Annotated in this window: 11 protein-coding genes and 1 tRNA gene; 3 read left to right on the top strand and 9 right to left on the bottom strand. The window is 62.3% G+C overall.

Going from position 1 to position 16,453, the window contains the following annotated elements; translation table 11 throughout:
- Positions 1–3: 3 nt before the first annotated feature.
- The 3 genes from ACKUTP_RS05765 to argS all read right to left on the bottom strand — a co-directional run bounded on the left by ACKUTP_RS05765 (position 4) and on the right by argS (position 6,675).
- Positions 4–1,404: a hypothetical protein gene (locus ACKUTP_RS05765; RefSeq protein ID WP_409063781.1), complete on the bottom strand. Its 1,401-nt coding sequence runs from the start codon at positions 1,402–1,404 to the stop codon at positions 4–6.
- Between the two features lie 313 nt (positions 1,405–1,717).
- A complete protein-coding gene (gene rho / locus ACKUTP_RS05760) occupies positions 1,718–4,291 on the bottom strand; it encodes a transcription termination factor Rho (RefSeq protein ID WP_409063780.1) in 2,574 nt (857 codons plus the stop codon).
- A 530-nt stretch (positions 4,292–4,821) separates the two neighbouring features.
- Positions 4,822–6,675, bottom strand: coding sequence for an arginine--tRNA ligase (gene argS, locus ACKUTP_RS05755; protein ID WP_409063779.1), 1,854 nt, complete (start codon positions 6,673–6,675; stop codon positions 4,822–4,824).
- Between the two features lie 342 nt (positions 6,676–7,017).
- On the opposite strand from argS, the gene ACKUTP_RS05750 reads away from it, so the two are divergent.
- Positions 7,018–7,503, top strand: a complete 486-nt coding sequence (locus tag ACKUTP_RS05750) for a CarD family transcriptional regulator (RefSeq protein WP_006235480.1) — start codon at positions 7,018–7,020, stop codon at positions 7,501–7,503.
- Positions 7,504–7,611: 108 nt separating this feature from the next.
- Entirely contained in the window at positions 7,612–8,211 is a 600-nt protein-coding gene (locus ACKUTP_RS05745; RefSeq protein WP_409063778.1) for an HD domain-containing protein, read from the top strand.
- Between the two features lie 70 nt (positions 8,212–8,281).
- Here ACKUTP_RS05745 and ACKUTP_RS05740 read toward each other — a convergent pair whose 3' ends face one another.
- The gene (locus ACKUTP_RS05740; protein ID WP_409063777.1) at positions 8,282–9,568 is read right to left on the bottom strand and encodes a glutamate-5-semialdehyde dehydrogenase; all 1,287 of its coding nucleotides are present in this window, start codon (positions 9,566–9,568) and stop codon (positions 8,282–8,284) included.
- 112 nt (positions 9,569–9,680) lie between these two features.
- On the opposite strand from ACKUTP_RS05740, the gene ACKUTP_RS05735 reads away from it, so the two are divergent.
- The gene (locus tag ACKUTP_RS05735) at positions 9,681–11,099 is read left to right on the top strand and encodes an alpha/beta fold hydrolase (RefSeq protein WP_409063776.1); all 1,419 of its coding nucleotides are present in this window, start codon (positions 9,681–9,683) and stop codon (positions 11,097–11,099) included.
- A gap of 355 nt (positions 11,100–11,454) precedes the next feature.
- On the opposite strand, the gene proB is transcribed toward ACKUTP_RS05735, so the two are convergent.
- From proB to ACKUTP_RS05710, 5 genes are all read right to left on the bottom strand, one after another.
- Positions 11,455–12,582: a glutamate 5-kinase gene (gene proB / locus ACKUTP_RS05730; protein WP_409063775.1), complete on the bottom strand. Its 1,128-nt coding sequence runs from the start codon at positions 12,580–12,582 to the stop codon at positions 11,455–11,457.
- A 103-nt stretch (positions 12,583–12,685) separates the two neighbouring features.
- Positions 12,686–14,191: a nicotinate phosphoribosyltransferase gene (locus ACKUTP_RS05725; RefSeq protein ID WP_409063774.1), complete on the bottom strand. Its 1,506-nt coding sequence runs from the start codon at positions 14,189–14,191 to the stop codon at positions 12,686–12,688.
- A gap of 82 nt (positions 14,192–14,273) precedes the next feature.
- Positions 14,274–14,738, bottom strand: a complete 465-nt coding sequence (locus ACKUTP_RS05720) for a hypothetical protein (protein WP_409063773.1) — start codon at positions 14,736–14,738, stop codon at positions 14,274–14,276.
- 65 nt (positions 14,739–14,803) lie between these two features.
- A tRNA-Ala gene (locus tag ACKUTP_RS05715) sits at positions 14,804–14,876 on the bottom strand.
- 151 nt (positions 14,877–15,027) lie between these two features.
- On the bottom strand, positions 15,028–15,966 hold the full coding sequence (locus ACKUTP_RS05710) for a radical SAM protein (protein ID WP_409063772.1): 939 nt from the start codon (positions 15,964–15,966) through the stop codon (positions 15,028–15,030).
- Positions 15,967–16,453 lie beyond the last annotated feature (487 nt).

The following is a 16,453-nucleotide window of genomic DNA, read 5'->3' as shown; positions in this document are numbered from 1 at the left end:
AAGTTATGCCTCCGCGCGGAGCGGCGCGAAGCTGGCGGTACCGCCCTCGATAACGCTCAGGTAGGCACGGCCCGTACGCTTGGCGGTAGAGGACTGCAGGCGCTCGATCTCTTCCTCGAGGATCTGATTGACGCGCTCGTGACGACGGTTTTCCATAATGCCGGCGGCAATAGCCTCGGCCCGCTCGATGCTCTCGCGCGAGATACGGGCAGTATCCTCGGGGAACACAGCGCTGTGACGGCCGACATAGGCGGGGGCAGCAGGCTGAGAGGCAGCGACGGGAGCGGGGGCTGCAACAGGAGCGGGCTCGTCAATCTCATCCAGAATCGCGGTGGCGGCGGCCCACATGTCCTCGTGGCCCGAGTAATCGGCCATGGGGACATCAACCTCGAGCGAGGCGTCCGGAAGGTCGCCGGTGTCGATGCGATCTTGGGCATCAATCGATGCGGTGATGGCTGCAGGCTCATCGAGGTCATCGAGATCGATGTCCACGGCACCGGAGATGATAGGCATGCTGGCGAGGTTTGCATTGTACGGCGCAGCCTCAGCCGCCTGCTGCTGGGCAGGAGCGCCCCAAAGCGAGCTTTCGGCGGCACGGCGGGCGGCAACGGCCTCCTCGTCCGCAGTCATGGCTTCATCAACGTACGAATTGTCGGCAGAAGCGTTCGCGTCCGCCGAGGTAGCGTTGTAGGCGTTATTGGCTGCCGCGTTGGCAACGAGTGCCACGAAAGCCGCCGTGCTGCCCGCAGGGGCGGCCTGGGAACCAGACACGGCGCGTGCCGCGGCGGCGATGTCGTCGCGATTGAAGGAGCCGGTCTGCCCGCCGTTGGTGAGCTCGTCGATGGCGACTTGATAGACGTCGCGCGAGTGTGCAGGGTCGCAGCTCACCGGCGAATCGTCGTCGAGCATACTGTCGATCATGGACCAAGCCTCGTCCTCGTCCATGGCATCTGCGGCTCGAGCGATGGTAGGGACACCATCATCGGTATGACGGCGCTGGAACGCACCAGTCAGGCCGGAAAGGAATGCCGAGGTAGACTGCTCCGCCTGAGCCTGAGAATCAGAAGCCGCAGCGTAAGGAGTCGCATCCTGCTGCTGAGCTGGAATCGAGGCGGTCTTGAACTCGCTTTGATGCTGATTGAGATTGGCGGCACCGCCCATGGCATCGGGCTGGAACAGACGCTCTTCACGCTGCGCACGGTACTCGGAGATACCCAGCGAGGCGGCATAGATACCCACGCCCGCCACCGCGCCCACGGCGAAGGGAACCGCACCCGCCACGACCGTCTCGTTCACCGACGAAAACGGCAGCGTCGCGGCATACATAACCACGGGAGCGGCAAGGCCGATCCCGCACGAAAGTCCGGCAAGGACTGCTCGTTGTGTTGCATCAGAAGAAGCCATGAGCTCTCCCCATCTTCCAGCACCCAAATCGCATCATTCAGTTGGCTGCGCGAGAGAAGATGAAGCGGGGCTATGCCCCAAAGCAACGGTATATGGTTCGTTTCATCTGCGTTTTCCGTCGCGAAGCTTAAAAGCTATTATGCGAAACCGCCCTGTCGATTGCAAGCGACGATGTCGGATTGAAACGGGAAACCTGCTGCTTGCCAGTCTTATGGTCAAAAATAAGCGCGGAGCGGCGATATGGAAAAGGGCCGAGGCTCAAAGCCCCGACCCTTTATTGCATTGATGACTATCGCCGCGCGTGGATGACAACCTAGAACGTCTGCTCGTAGTCGCTGTGCTTTTTGGCCGAACGCACCAGGAACTCTTGGTTGGTGTTGGTGCCCTTAAGACCCTTGATAAACGATGCGGCCGCGCGCTCGGTGTTGTTCATGCCGGCAAGAATGCGACGCAGGCCAAAGACAAACGGACGCATCTGCTCGTCAACCAACAGGTCCTCGTTACGCGTACCGGAGGCAACGGGGTCGATAGCCGGGAAGATGCGGCGGTCGGCCAGGTCGCGGTCGAGCTTGAGCTCCATGTTGCCGGTGCCCTTGAACTCCTCAAAGATGACCTCGTCCATCTTGGAACCGGTGTCGATGAGGGCAGAGGCCAGGATGGTGAGCGAGCCACCGTTCTCGATATTGCGGGCTGCGCCCAGGAAGCGCTTGGGCGGATACAGTGCCGCCGAATCGACGCCGCCCGAAAGGATGCGGCCTGAGGCGGGCGCCGCCAAGTTGTAGGCGCGGGCAAGACGCGTGATGGAGTCGAGCACCACCACGACATCGCCGCCCAGCTCCACGATGCGCTTGGCGCGCTCGATGACGAGCTCTGCCACGCGAGTGTGGTTGTCGGCGGGCATATCGAAGGTCGACGCCACAACCTCGCCCTTGATGGAACGCTGCATATCGGTGACCTCTTCGGGGCGCTCGTCGACGAGCAGGCAGATGAGGTGCACCTCGGGGTTGTTAATCGAGATAGACTGGCAGATCTTCTTGAGGATCGTGGTCTTGCCGGCCTTGGGCGGGGACACGATCAAGCCACGCTGACCCTTGCCGATCGGCGACACGATGTCGATGGCGCGACCGGTAATGGAGTCCTTGCCATGCTCCATGCGCAGCGGCTCGTTGGGATAGACCGGGGTGAGGTCACCGAACTTGGGGCGGTTGCGAATCTGCTCGGGGTCTAGACCGTTGACGGTCGTGATTTTGGCGAGGCCGGCGCGCTTGTCGCCGCCGCGCGAAGGACGAAGCGAGCCCTCGATGACGTCGCCCGTGCGCAGACGCGCGGAGCGGATGAGGTAGGCGGGGACGAAGGCGTCGTCGTTGGACTTCATGTAACCGTGGGCGTGGATGATACCGGAGCTGTCCGGACGAATCTGCAGGATGCCCTTGATGTCGCGGAAGCCCTCGGCCTTCGCGGCGGTGACGTAGATCTCCTCGACGAGCTCGGCTTTCTTCTTGCCGGTCGTCTCGATCTCGAACTCCTTGGCCTTCTCGCGCAGCTCGGCGACCTTCATGGCCGCGAGTTCCTCACGCGAAAGCGTGGGCTCGGTGGGGGCGGCGTTGCGCTCCTTGTTGCGCTGTTTGCGATCGCGCTGGCGGTTGCGGCGGTCGTTGTTGCGCTCGTCCTTGCGCTCGTTGCGCTCGTCGTTACGCTTGTGCTGGCGACGGTTGGGGCGAGCGTTGTCTTCGGCCTCGGCGGGCGCGGCGCCATCGGTTGCGGCGGCGTCGGCGTTAGCCACAGTATCATCGCTGGCCTCGGCCTTGGAATCGCCCTGCAGCTCGGCCTCGGGCTGCTGCTCGGACGCCTTGGCCTTAGCGGACTTCTTGCGACCGCGCTTGGGCTTCTCGGACGCAGACTGTTCAACGTCCTGGGGCTCGGCGGCATCAGTCGATGCATCGACGGTCGTCTCGGCGGAATCCTCGGACGCACCCTTCTTGGCAGCCTTGGCCTTGGACGTGCGCTTAGCAGCAGTACGATGGCTGCGACCAGGACGGACATCGGCGAGCTCGACATCGGCGGGAGCGGTCTCGGAAGTCGTAGCATCCTGGACGGGTGCATCGGCAGCGGTTGCAGACTCGGCGGTCGCCGCAGCATCCCGAGCGGCTGCAGCTGCGGCTGCGGCCTTCTCTGCCTCGACGAAGGCCTTGGGCTTGCGACCGCGACGGTGCGGGCGCAAAGCCGGATCGACAACGGGAACTTCGCTGGCCTCGACAGACGCAGCGGGCTCAACAGGCGATGTGCCCTCCCCTGCCACGGAACGGACCGAAGCCTCAGTGAGCTCGGGGGTTACCTGATCGGCAACCTGCTCGGCCTTAGCAGCCGTGCGACGGCGTGTGCGCGGTACCGCCTTCTCGGTCGGCTGGTCGGCGACAGGGGTCTCGGTGGCGGCAGGTGTCTCGGGCACAGACGGAGCTGCAAGCTCGGTCAGAGCCGCGGCCTCGCGCTCGGCAGCACGACGGCGGGCGCGCACCACCTGAGCCTCGCTAATCTGCGCCAACGCACGCGCCTGCGCGACCTCATCGGAAATCGGCTCCGAGGAGTCAGCTGCAACGGTGCGCTTGGCGCGCGTCGTGCGCGTGGTACGGCGCTTGGGCTTGGTGGCTTCCTCGCCGTCTGCGGCAGGCTTGGCCGTGCGGCGCGTGCGCTTGGGCTTTGCCGGAGCAGCCTCCTCACCAGTTGCAGGCACGGCCTTCTCAGCCGTTGCAGGCGTAGGCGTCGAAGCAGCCTTAGGCGTCTCAGGAGCCGAGGTTTGCGCGGGCGCCGCGACCTGGTCCGACACAACCGGTGCAGCGGGAGCGGCTTGCGTCGTCGTTATTTCGTTTTCTTGCTGTTGATCAGACACAGTGTTTGCTCAACTTTCTTTTCAAGCCCTGTGATCACATGCTCCCTGCATAAACCTTCAGGGCGGCTAAACAGTCTAGCTCCGTCAAATACCGACGGACATCATTGATCTGTATCGAGATATTTGCGTCATATACGCAGCGTTAGTGTAACACAACCGCAACCACCTGCAACTTAGTCATTGAGGACGTTCTTAAACGACTAGTCAAAAGGGGCACTCTTTGGTTTAACACCCACAAATCTGACTGCCTCCGCCAAAACTATGGCGGTTTACTACGATGAATCGCTCAACCGCGACCACTCCGAAACTTGTTGAACTAAAACCGCAGGTAGATGCCCTGCACTTTTTTGCGAAAAGCTGGCGTGGTTGGAATTTCTCATATTCATCGTAGTAAACCGGCATAGTTTCGTATTTCCAGCAGTTCCAAATTCGTCAATACGTCGGCGTTTGTAAAAAGCCCGACCTCCGCATGGAGATCGGGCTTATAGGGCTCAGCAAAGCCGAACCTACACGGTTAAATGACCCGCAGCTTACATCTGCTCGGGAGCGGAAACGCCAACAAGGGTGAGCACCAGGGCGAGCGTCACGCGGACGGCGTCGCAAGCGGCCAGACGGGCACGCGAAAGCTCGGGGTCGACGGGACGGCCCTCGCTCGGCAGAACCTGGCAGGCAGCGTAGAAGCTGTGGAAGTCGCCGGCGAGTTCCTCAGCAAAGTGCGTCAGACGGAACGGGGCGCGGTCGCGAGCGCAGCTGGCGATGAGGTCGGTGAGCTCGTTGAGCTTGCGCGAAAGGGCGAGCTCGGTCGGGTCGGTCAGCAGCGAGTAATCGACGTTCTCACCGATGGCCTTGGCGGCGACGGCCTTCATGCCCATCTCGTCAGCCTGCTCGGGCGTAACGTCAGCGGCACGGCGCAGGATGGAGCACACGCGGGCGTGAGCGTACTGCACGTAGTACACCGGGTTGGAGTTGTCGCGCTTCTTGACGGCCTCAATATCGAAGTCGACCATCTGGTTGGAGCTCTTGGAGATGAGGGTGTAACGGGCAGCGTCGGAGCCGACCTCGTCGACGAGCTCCTGCAGGGTCACCATGGTGCCCTTACGCTTGGACATACGGACGGGCTTGCCGTTGCGCAGCAGGTTGACGAGCTGGCCCAGCAGAACCTCAAACTTGCCGGGGTAACCCAAGGCATCGCAGACGCAGCGGACGCGCTCGATGTAGCCGTGGTGGTCGGCGCCCCAGATGTCGATGACGTGGTCGACGCGCTGGAACTTATCCCAGTGATAGGCAACGTCGGAGGCGAAGTAGGTGTACTCGCCATCGGACTTGATCAGAACGCGGTCCTTGTCATCGCCCAGGTCGGTGGAGCGGAACCACAGGGCGCCGTCCTTGGTGTAGAGATAGCCCATCTTGTCGAGCTTCTCAAAAGCGCGGTCGACGGCGGAGGTGCCGGCGGTCTCACCCTCGGTGTCCTTCACATACAGCGAGCGCTCGGAGAACCAACGATCGAAGTCGCAATTGACGGCGTGGCAGAGGTCGCGCATGTTGTCGACCATCTTTACATAGCCGCGCTCGCGGAAGCTCTCCATGCGCTCCTGCGGATCGGCGTTGACCCACTTATCGCCGTCGGTGCGCCAGAACTCGGCGGCCTCGTCGATGATGTAGTCGCCGCCGTAGGAGTCCTTGCCCAGGGTCTCGGCAAAGTTGTCCTGATACGGATGGGTCTCGGGATGCTCGTCGTTCTCGTCGGCAACAAAGGCGTCGCGGTCGGCGATCAGCAGCTTGTGAGCCTCGTCGATATCCACGCCCTGCTTGGCGATGATGTCGGCAAGCTGCATATAGCGCGTGCTGATGGAGTTGCCGAAGGTGTTCATCTGAGAGCCGTGGTCGTTGATGTAGAACTCACGCTGGATGTCGTAACCGGCGTGATCCATAACGCGGCAGAGCGAGTCGCCCAGCGCGGCCCAGCGGCCGTGGCCGATGTGCATGGGGCCGACGGGGTTGGCGGAAACGAACTCGACCTGGGTCTTCAGGCCACCACCGACGTTGGGCTTAGCGAAGTCCATACCCTTCTCGCGAGCCTCGCCAAAGATGGCATTCTTGACGGCAACGGAGAGGTAGAAGTTGATGAAGCCGGGGCCTGCGATCTCGACCTTCTCGATCGCGGGGTCCTCGGGCATATGGGCAACGATGGCCTCGGCGATCTTGCGCGGGGCGCAGTGGGCCAGCTTGGCGGACTTCAGGGCCATGGTAGAGGTCCACTCGCCATGAGAAGTGTCAGCCGGTCGCTCGATAGCGCAATCGTCAAGTTCAAATGCGGAAAGGTCGCCGGCCTCCTGGGCCGCAGCAAGCGCAGCGCGTACCAGCTCTTCAATCTTCTCGGGCATAGATCCTCCTTGTGTTAAAGCCCCCGAGCTCTTGGTCACTCGTAGGGCAAAAGCCAGAGTTTGTAGCACTCTATCACAAGCGACGGGCACTGTCGCAGGGTAAAGCTAATAGATATTGCATATGCACAAAAATGACTACAGCTTGTATGGAGTCACTCAAAGATGCCGGTCTGCCTGCAAATTATGCAGGCGTTGAAAATGCATAAAGGTGTGAATGAGCTGCGTCTGTTATCGAATACTCTTACCTATCAGAGTTGTGTGCTTTTCCTGCATAAAGTACGGGTTTGCGCACGTCAGCGTGTTATTCTAGACATACGTAAATTCGTATAAGTTGGAGGTAGCATGTTCTCAATCGGTCAACACGTCATTCATCCGGGCCAGGGAGTCTGCACCGTCGTCGGTTTTAGGGACGACACACCGCAGCCCATGCTGCTGCTCGAGACCAAGCAGGGACATGCGCAGACGATCCTCATGTACCCCGTGGCGCAGGCCGACCGTCTGCACGCCGCCATCTCTCAGCAAGATGCCGAGCACCTGCTGAGCCACTATGACGAGCTGGAGTGCGACACCTTTACCGAGCGCAACAGCTCGCTTGAGGAGACACACTTTAAGCAGCAGCTCAAGCTGGGCGCGCCCGAGACGGTCCGCGTGGCAAAGACCATGATGCACCGCATTCGCCAGGCCGAGGAAGCTGATAAAAAACCCAGCTCCTACTACATGCGCGTACTCAAGGAGGCCAAACGCCGCTCCATCGAGGAGTTCGCCGTGGCCCTTGGCGTCACCGAGGAGGCCGCCGAAGCCCGCCTAGCCCAAGCCGCCCTCAACTAACCCATCCGCGCCAAAAACCACCACAAAGGGAACAGGCACCTTTGTGGTGGTTTTCTTGTTCTAGTAGTATTCATTCTTATCGATACCCACGAGCACAAGGAGTCTCTTATGGCAGAGCCGCTTACCGCCGGAATCGCCCGCGACCGCGCGTTCGAACTGCTCAATGAGCACAACAAGGACCCGTTCCATATCACCCATGGCGAGACGGTCGAGGGCACTATGCGCTACTTTGCGCGCGAGTTCGACCCCGAGAACGAGGAGTTTTGGGGCATCGTCGGTCTGCTGCACGACCTGGATTGGGAGGAGCATGAGGACGACCCCATGAACCACACCATCTATGCTGCCAAGATTCTTAAGGATGAAGGTGCGTCTCCCGAGCTCATTCGCGCCATCCAGACGCACACGTCGGACTTCAATACCTCGCTGCCCAAGCCCGAGCTGCAGATGGAAAAGATCCTGTTTGCCTGCGATGAGCTCACCGGCCTGATCGGCGCTGCAGTCATCATGCGCCCGAGCAAGAGCGTTATGGACTTTACGACCAAGTCGCTCAAGAAGAAGTTCAAGGACAAGCGCTTTGCCGCCGGCTGCTCGCGCGACGTGATTTCGCAGGGCGCCGAGATGCTGGGCTGGGAGCTTCCTGAGCTCTTCGACCGCACCATCGCAGCCATGCAGTCCTTCGCCCCCGACCACGATACCTTCCAGGCCTAACCGCCCGCGCCACTTAAAACCACCACAAAGGGGAAAGGCACCTTTGTGGTGGTTTTTGTTTGCGCGGACGCTAGGGGCGGACCTGGCCGGTGCCTCGGAGCTTGTATTTGTAGGTGGTGAGGGCCTCGGCGGCAAAGGGACCACGGGCGTGGAGTTTTTGGGTCGAGATGCCGATCTCGGCGCCCAGGCCAAACTCGCCGCCGTCTGTGAAGCGCGTGCTGGCGTTGGCGTACACGGCCGAGGCATCGACCGCATCCAGGAAGCGCTCGCAAGCATCCGTGTCCTCGGCAACGATGGCCTCGGAGTGCATCGTGCCGTAGCGGTTGATGTGTGCGATGGCCTCGTCCTCGCTCGCCACGACCTTCACGCTCATCTCGAGCGCCAGATACTCGCGACCCCAGTCCTCCTCAGTCGCGGCAACGTAGTCATCACCCTCGGCAAGCCCGGCATCGGCGCATGCGGCGCAGGTTGCCTCGTCGCCGTGAATGAGCACGCCGTGGTCATGCAGCACGGTCACGACCGCGGGCAAAAACGCATCGGCCGCAGCACGGTCGACCAGCAGCGACTCGGCGGCATTGCACACGCCTACGCGCTGGGTCTTGGCATTAACGATAATGTTGAGCGCCTTATCAAAGTCGGCGGATTCATGCACGTAGATGTGGCAGTTGCCCGTGCCCGTCTCGATCACCGGCACAAGCGACTCGCGCACGCAGCGCTGGATCAGGCCTGCACCTCCGCGCGGAATGAGTACGTCGACAATACCGCGGAGCTTCATGAGCTCGCCGGTGGCCTCGCGGTCGGTGGACTCGATCATCGACACGGCCTCGCGCGGGAAGCCCTTGGCCTCGAGCGCATCGGCCAGCAGCTCGGCGATCATGGCACACGAGTGATAGGCCAGCGAGCCGCCGCGTAGAATGCAGGCGTTGCCGGTACGGATGCAGATGCCTGCGGCGTCGGCCGTCACGTTGGGGCGCGCCTCGTAGACCATGGCGACCAGGCCCAGCGGCACGCTCACGCGGGTCAGGTCCACGCCGCTTGCAAGCACGCGGTGGTCGAGCACGCGGCCGACGGGATCGGGCAGCTCGGCGAGCTTCTCCAAACCGGCGGCCATGCCCTCGACGCGCTCAGGCGTCAGCAGCAGACGGTCGAGCAGACCGGCCGAAGTGCCCGCATCGCGCGCGGCGGACATATCGAGCTCGTTAGCGGCGACGATGGAGTCGACACCGTTGCGCAGTGCTGCGGCCATGGCGCGCACGGCCTCCTGACGCTGCTCATCGCTCGCCGTGGCAAGCGAGGCCGACGCTGCCTTGGCGGCAACGGCAAGATCGTGGACATACGTGGCTATATCGACCGACATGGGCGGCCCTTTCTCCTAGAAGTTTGCAACCATGGTAGCCGATTTGCGCATGGCCTCGCCCGCGGCGGTAGAATTGGTCAACCCGAAACACCGCAACGAACGGAAGACTCACATGGCCCTCATCACTTCGTACCACGTCCCCGGCCTTTACGTCGAGGACCACAGCATCGACGTCCCCCTTGACTGGCGCGGCCTGGAGCCGATGCTCCTGGCCGTCGGCAGTACCATGCGCCGCGGCGCTATGCCGGCACCCATCGCCGGCGCGCCCGAGAGCATCAAGCTCTTCTACCGCGTGGTTTGCGCGCCCGACCGCATCAACGACGATCTGCCGCTGCTCCTGTTTTTGCAGGGCGGCCCCGGCGGCGAGAGCCCGCGTCCGCTCTCACCCACGAGCGACGGCTGGATTGAGGAAGGCGTCAAACACTTCCGCGTGGTCCTTCCCGACCAGCGCGGCACGGGGCGCAGCAGCTGTGTAGACGGGCGTACGATCGCGGCTCTGGGCGAGCGCGCGACGGCGGCCGGCTCCGATGCCGCACGCTCGCAGGCGGACTTCCTCAAGCGCCACCTCGCCAGCTCCATCGTGCGCGATTTTGAGTACCTGCGCCTGGTGGGCTTTGGCGGTAAGCCCTGGGTCACGCTCGGCCAGAGCTACGGCGGCTTTTTGACGCTGAGTTATCTGTCGCTCTTCCCCGAGGGCGTGGCGGCGAGCTTTACCTGCGGCGGCATCCCCCACGTGCCGGCGAGCGCAAGCGAGGTCTACGCGCACACCTTCCCGCGCATGGCCGCCAAGACGCAGCAGTATTATGACCGCTACCCCGCTGACGTCGAGCGCGTGGCAGCCCTAGCCGATGCGCTCGAAGCCCAGAAGCCCGTGCTGCCCGACGGCTCGCCGATGACGGTCGAGCGCCTACAGCTCATGGGCAGCGACTTTGGCATGAAGCCGAGCTTTGAGCGCATGCATTGGATTATCGATCACGCGTTTGTTACTGGCGACGGCACGCTGACCTGCGGTGCCTCGGTATCTGACAGCTTTTTGATGCGCGCCTTCGAGCGCACCAACACGCGCACGAATCCGCTGTACTGGACGCTTCAGGAGTTCATCTACGCCGACGGCGATACCATGCCCATTCGCTGGGCCGCGGCAGAAGAGAAGGCACACCGTGCCGAGTTCGACACGCTCGCGCGCCCGCTCATGTTTACCGGCGAGGCCATGTTCCCGTGGATGTTTGAGCAGATGCCCGAGCTCAAGCCCTTCAAGCCCGCCATGGACCTGCTGATGGAAGACACAAGCTGGGACAAGATCTACGACCCGCAGCGCCTGGCCTGCAACGAAGTGCCGCTCCAGGCCGCGGTGTATTTCGACGACATGTACGTGGATTCGGACCTGCAGCTCGACACGCTCAGCCGCGTGGGCAACTCACATGCCTGGGTGACCAACGAGTTCGAGCACGACGGTCTGCACGGCAGCGTGGTGTTCAAGCACCTCTTCAACGAAGCCCTCAACCGAGGAGACCTGCGCCAGATCTTCTAGCAAAGGAGTGTCCCCACCTGCCGGCACAAAAAGAACGTCCCCAAGTGCCGGCAGAGGGACCCCGCCGCCTCAACGAATTGCGGTGAAATAGGGACTGCTAAAGGCTTTAAAGCCGCCAAACAGGAACTATTTCACCGCAACTTACGATATGCCGGCGTTACGGCCACCGCAGGTAGAAGGCGGAAAGCGAAAACGCCCCTAAGCGAGTGGCTTTAAATCGTAGGTCGAACAAAAGACGCGAGCGCCGCCCAGAGCGAACAAGTTGGCATGAAAATGGCGAGGCATAGACCTGATGGTCATGCCTCGCCTTTTGAATGACAAATTGTCGCTCTGGGCGGCGCGCAGCGTCGACCCGTTAGGCGAAGACAATTAAGTTGTCTCGATGAATCGCGGGCTTTTCGGCCAGGTCTGCCAGCAGGCGGTTGCTGGCAATCTGGTCCTGGCGGCGGCCGGCAGCAAGCTCCAGCACGTCCGAATCGGCCTCGGCGATACCGCGGGCGACGACCATACCGCTCGGATCGCACACATCGAGCACATCGCCCTCGGCAAACTCTCCATTGACCTGGCGAATACCCACCGCGAGCAAGGACGAGCCACGGCTGACCAGCGCCTTCGCGGCACCGTCGTCAACCGTTACCGAGCCATGTGCCTTGTCACCCAGCGCGATCCACAGCTTGCGCGGCGCAATATCCAGGCGCTCCGCCGGCGGGTCGAACAGCGTGCCCACGCTCTCGCCGCGGGCCAGGCGCACGAGCGCATCGGGCTCCTCGCCCGAGCAAATCACGCTCTGAATGCCGGCCGTCATCAAAATGCGGCTCGCGCGAATCTTGGTGATCATGCCGCCCGTACCCACCGAGGTCGAAGAATCACCCGCCGAGGCAATGATCTTGGCATCGATCTTATGCACGACCGGGACAAACTCGGCCGTCGGATCCTCGTGCGGATTGGCGGTGTAGAGGCCGTCGATGTCCGAGAGCGTCACGCACAGGTCGGCGGAAACCAGGCAGCTCACGAGGGCCGCGAGTGTATCGTTGTCGCCGAACTTGATCTCGTCGACGGTGACGGTGTCGTTTTCGTTGACGACCGGCACCACGCCCAGCTCCACCAGACACAGCAGGGCGTCGCGCGCGTGCAGGTAGGACGTACGGCGCGCCGTGTCATGGCGCGTGAGCAGCACGAGCGAGGTGAGTAGGTCGCGCGCATGGAACTCCTCGTCGTAGGCCGACGAGATGATGCACTGGCCGGCCGAGGCGCAGGCCTGCAGGCTCGGCAGATCGCCAACCGGTTTGCGGTCGAAACCCAGAACGGGATAGCCACAGGCAATGGCGCCGGAGCTCACCACGACCAAGCGCCAGCCGAGCTTGCGCAGGGCCGCGGCCTGATCGGCCAGGCCACCGATAAACGCGCGGTTGACCTTACCGTCGGCACCCACCACCGTGGACGAGCCGATCTTTACCACCATCGTTTTATAAGAAGTCGTCATACGTCAAACCAATCGAGTGTTGAGCAGGCGGGCGAGCTGGAGCAGCCGGGGCACCCGGTGCGGGACGGACGAAAATGATCCGTTTTCCTCCGTCCCCTTCGGATCATTTTGCCCAGGGGAAGGCCGAAGCCGCGGCCATGTTCTTGCGCACGAGCTCGTCGCGCACCTGGGCCAAGCCCTGTTCCATGCCCACCACGTAGGTCTGCGGATACAGGAAGCGCTTGAAAGCCGCGTCCAGATGATCGATTGCCCAAGCACAGCGCTCGCGTGCGTCCTCGATGCTCTCGCGCGGGGCTACCGCACTGCCATCGCGTACGATCGGCACCAGCAGCTCGCGATACTCAAGCTCGGATACATCGGTCACCAGGGCGGCATCGTTCACGGCCACGAGGGTATTGCCGCGCGCGGCGCCCTCCCCCGCCAGATGATCCTCGTCATAGATCATGTCGCAGACCGGGCCGCCAAAGCCGTCGTAATAGCGGCGCACACGCTGCATGCCCGGAATCGTGCGCTTATAAGGCTGCTCGGAGAGCTTCACCACCGGCGTCCACGGGTCCGTCTCGCTCGCGCGGCGGGCCGAAAGCTTGTACACGCCGCCCAACGCCGGCTGATCGTAGCAGGTCGCGAGCTTGGTGCCCACGCCAAAGCTATCGATGGGCGCGCCCTGGTCGAGCAGCGACTGGATCGTGTACTCGTCCAGGTCGTTGGAGACCGAAATCCCCACATAGGGCAGGCCCTCAGCATCGAAACGGCCGCGGACATACTTGGACAGCTTGGCGAGGTCGCCCGAATCGATGCGAATAGCCGACAGGCGCTCGCCCACCGCCTCCATCTCCTTGGCGACCGTAATGGCATGTTCGCAGCCCTCGCGCACGTCGTAGGTGTCGATGAGCAGCGTACAGTTCTTGGGACTCGACTTGGCAAAGGCGCGGAAGGCCTCGAGCTCGGAATCGAAGCTCATCACCCAGCTGTGCGCGTGTGTGCCAAAGACGGGGATGCCGTAGCGGCGCCCGGCAAGCACGTTAGACGTGGACGAGCAGCCGGCCACGTAGCTCGCGCGCGCAACAGCCAGGCCGCCATCGGGACCCTGGGCACGACGCAGGCCGAACTCGGCGACGGGGCGACCATCGGCCGCCAGTACCACGCGCGCCGTCTTGGTGGCAACAAGCGTCTGGAAACCGACGATGTTGAGCAGCGCGGTCTCGAGCAGCTGGCACTCCAGCGCCGGGCCGGTGACGCGCACCATGGGCTCGCGCGGAAAGACGAGCTCGCCCTCGAGCACGGCGTCGATATTCACGTGTGCACGGAAGTTGCGCAGGTAATCGAGGAATGCAGGCTTAAACATCGCGCCGCCGGCCGGAGCCTGGAGCGAGGCGAGGTAGTCGATGTCCTCGGGCGTAAAGCGCAGGTTCTCGACAAGCTCGGGCAGCTCGGCGGTGCCGCACATGACGGCATACGCGCTGCCAAAGGGATGGTCACGGTAAAACGCCGTAAAACAACCCTGCTCATTGGCCTTGCCGCTCTCCCACAGGCCCTGGGCCATAGTGAGTTCGTACAGATCGGTGAGCATTGCGATGTCGGTGGGATGCGAGATGTCGGTCAAAGCCATGGGGCGACCTTTCGGATGTGTTGTGCAGAGGTTGAGGGTTGGGCGAGGCGAACGTGCGGGCATGGAGCCCGGCGCGAACACGTTAGTGCAGGCCCATGCTGCCCGTGATCGTGTAGACCATAAAGACGATAAACGCGATGAGGGCGAGCACGATGATGATTTTTTGAGCCGGAGCCATGCCGGGGATCTCGTTCTCGCCCGTAGGCTCCTTGGAGGTGACCATGCGCTGGGCAAAGGTCATCTCGTCACGGCTCGGTTTGGGCTCGACGGGCTTGGGACGAGCGGCCTTTTTAGGCTGAGGTTTGGGTGCGGTGGGTGCGGGCTTCGCAGCGGCAGGCTTGGGTGCAGGCGCGGGCTTGGGCGCGGGCGCGGGCGCAACCTTCGCAGCGGCCTCCTCGGCCTTCTCGCGCTCGGCACGCAGGGCGGCCAGCTCCTCACGCTCGCGGCGCGCCTCTTCCTGGGCCTCGCGACGAGCCTTCTCGGCGCGGAGCTCTTCCAACTCGGCGCGCTCCTCGGCAGACAGTGGTTGGGACTCAAGCTCGGCCATGGTATTGCCCTTTCTTTTTAAAAAAAGCCGCCGACACAATGTCAGCGGCTTATCAAATCCAAGGGTGGAGACGAAGGGAGTCGAACCCTCGGCCTCTGCCATGCGACGGCAGCGCTCTCCCAACTGAGCTACGTCCCCAGGACAAGTTGATATTTTACCTACGGCTCGCCAACTGTCAACGCCCAATACCCAGTCTTTTTGGGACGGGGCTGTTTTGGCTACTTTTCGAACGTCCGAGCCACCCGATGATTTTTTAATCCCCGTCCCAGAAAAATCATCGGCGAACGCGCTACTTTGCGCTGGTGAGGACACCGGTGGTGTCGAACGCCGGGGTAAAGCTCTCGTCTACCGCTCCGCCTTCTTGCCAGAACATCGTCGTAAAGCCCAGGTCGTCGGCATGATCGAGCACCTGCTCGTACTCCTCGCGCGTCACGGCGCGTGCCAACTCGCCGCCCTGCTCGCGCATGAGCGCATTGGGCGTGTACTGGTTCATGACCGAAATCGGCACGTCACCCACCGTCTGCCACACCAGGTCCAGCACGCGGCACGAATCGTCCGCATGACCCGGCAGCACCAGGTGACGCACGATGATGCCGCGCTTCATGAGCCCGTCCTCGTCCACCAGCTCTCCCCCGCGGCGCTTAATCTCGCGCGCCATCTGAGCCAGGCCAGACACGGCTACACGCGGGTAATCCTGAATATGAGAGAGCGACTGCGCAAGCCTCGCATCGGCATATTTAAAATCGGTAAGCCACACATCGACTAGATCGCCGAGCGCAGCCACGGCACTCGCCCGCTCATAGCCGCTCGTGTTGTAGACGATCGGGATGTCCAGCCCGCGCGCCCGTGCCGCGGCAATAGCGGTCGGCAGCAGGTGCGCGTAGTGTGTCGCAGTCACCAGGTTGATGTTGTTGGCACCCTGGTCCTGCAGCTCCAGCATAATCTCGACCAAACGCTGGGACGTAATCTCAAGACCGAAATTGCCCGTCGAGATCTCGTGGTTTTGGCAGTAGACGCATTTGAGCGAGCAGCCGCTAAAGAAAATCGTGCCCGAGCCAGCCTCGCCCGAAATGGGCGGCTCCTCCCACATATGGAGCGCCGCGCGGGCGACCTTAAGCGTGTCGTCGGCGCCGCACACGCCACGCGCGCCCTCGTCGCGTGCCGCGCCGCAACGGCGTGGACACAAATGGCAGGCGGGCGAAAAAAGTTCGGTCAACGACGTCGGCATAAAAACATGCTCCAAAACAACGATTCAGCAGCTCAAACGTAAAGGCCCGGACCGCACAGACGGTTCCAAGCCCAAGGCGCCGTAATCGTCCGACACGATTTTTGTAATGTCAAGACTGGAATCAACAAAGTGCCGCTTTATGATGTAGGTATTCCGCCCCCCGCGGAGCAACTGGGTGAACCGTCGCGTTTATTTAGGGAGCCCACACAGTCGTACTTAGTACAGGTATCCTTCGTTGTTAAGGACGCTGGAACAGTCGATGAGGGCACCCACCTGTTTTAGGTGGGTTCATTTTCGTAACGTGGGGGGTGGTTTTCTTTTGCGATTTTGCCAAAAATTGCCATCGCAGATCCCGTATGACACCCAACGGCACTCGGCAGAACCCCCGCCAACATCCCAATATCTGGTAAGCGCGTGATAATCGCACGGCGCAAACCCCCGCACCCCCTCGGTCGAGTATCATGGGTCAGCTATGCCCTTTTGCGCG

Origin of the sequence: Collinsella sp. wc0529, from assembly GCF_046116875.1 — a bacterium.
Classification (GTDB): Bacteria; Actinomycetota; Coriobacteriia; order Coriobacteriales; family Coriobacteriaceae; genus Collinsella.
Note: the sequence above shows the minus strand (reverse complement) of the source record. Positions and strands in the feature narration are given on the sequence as shown.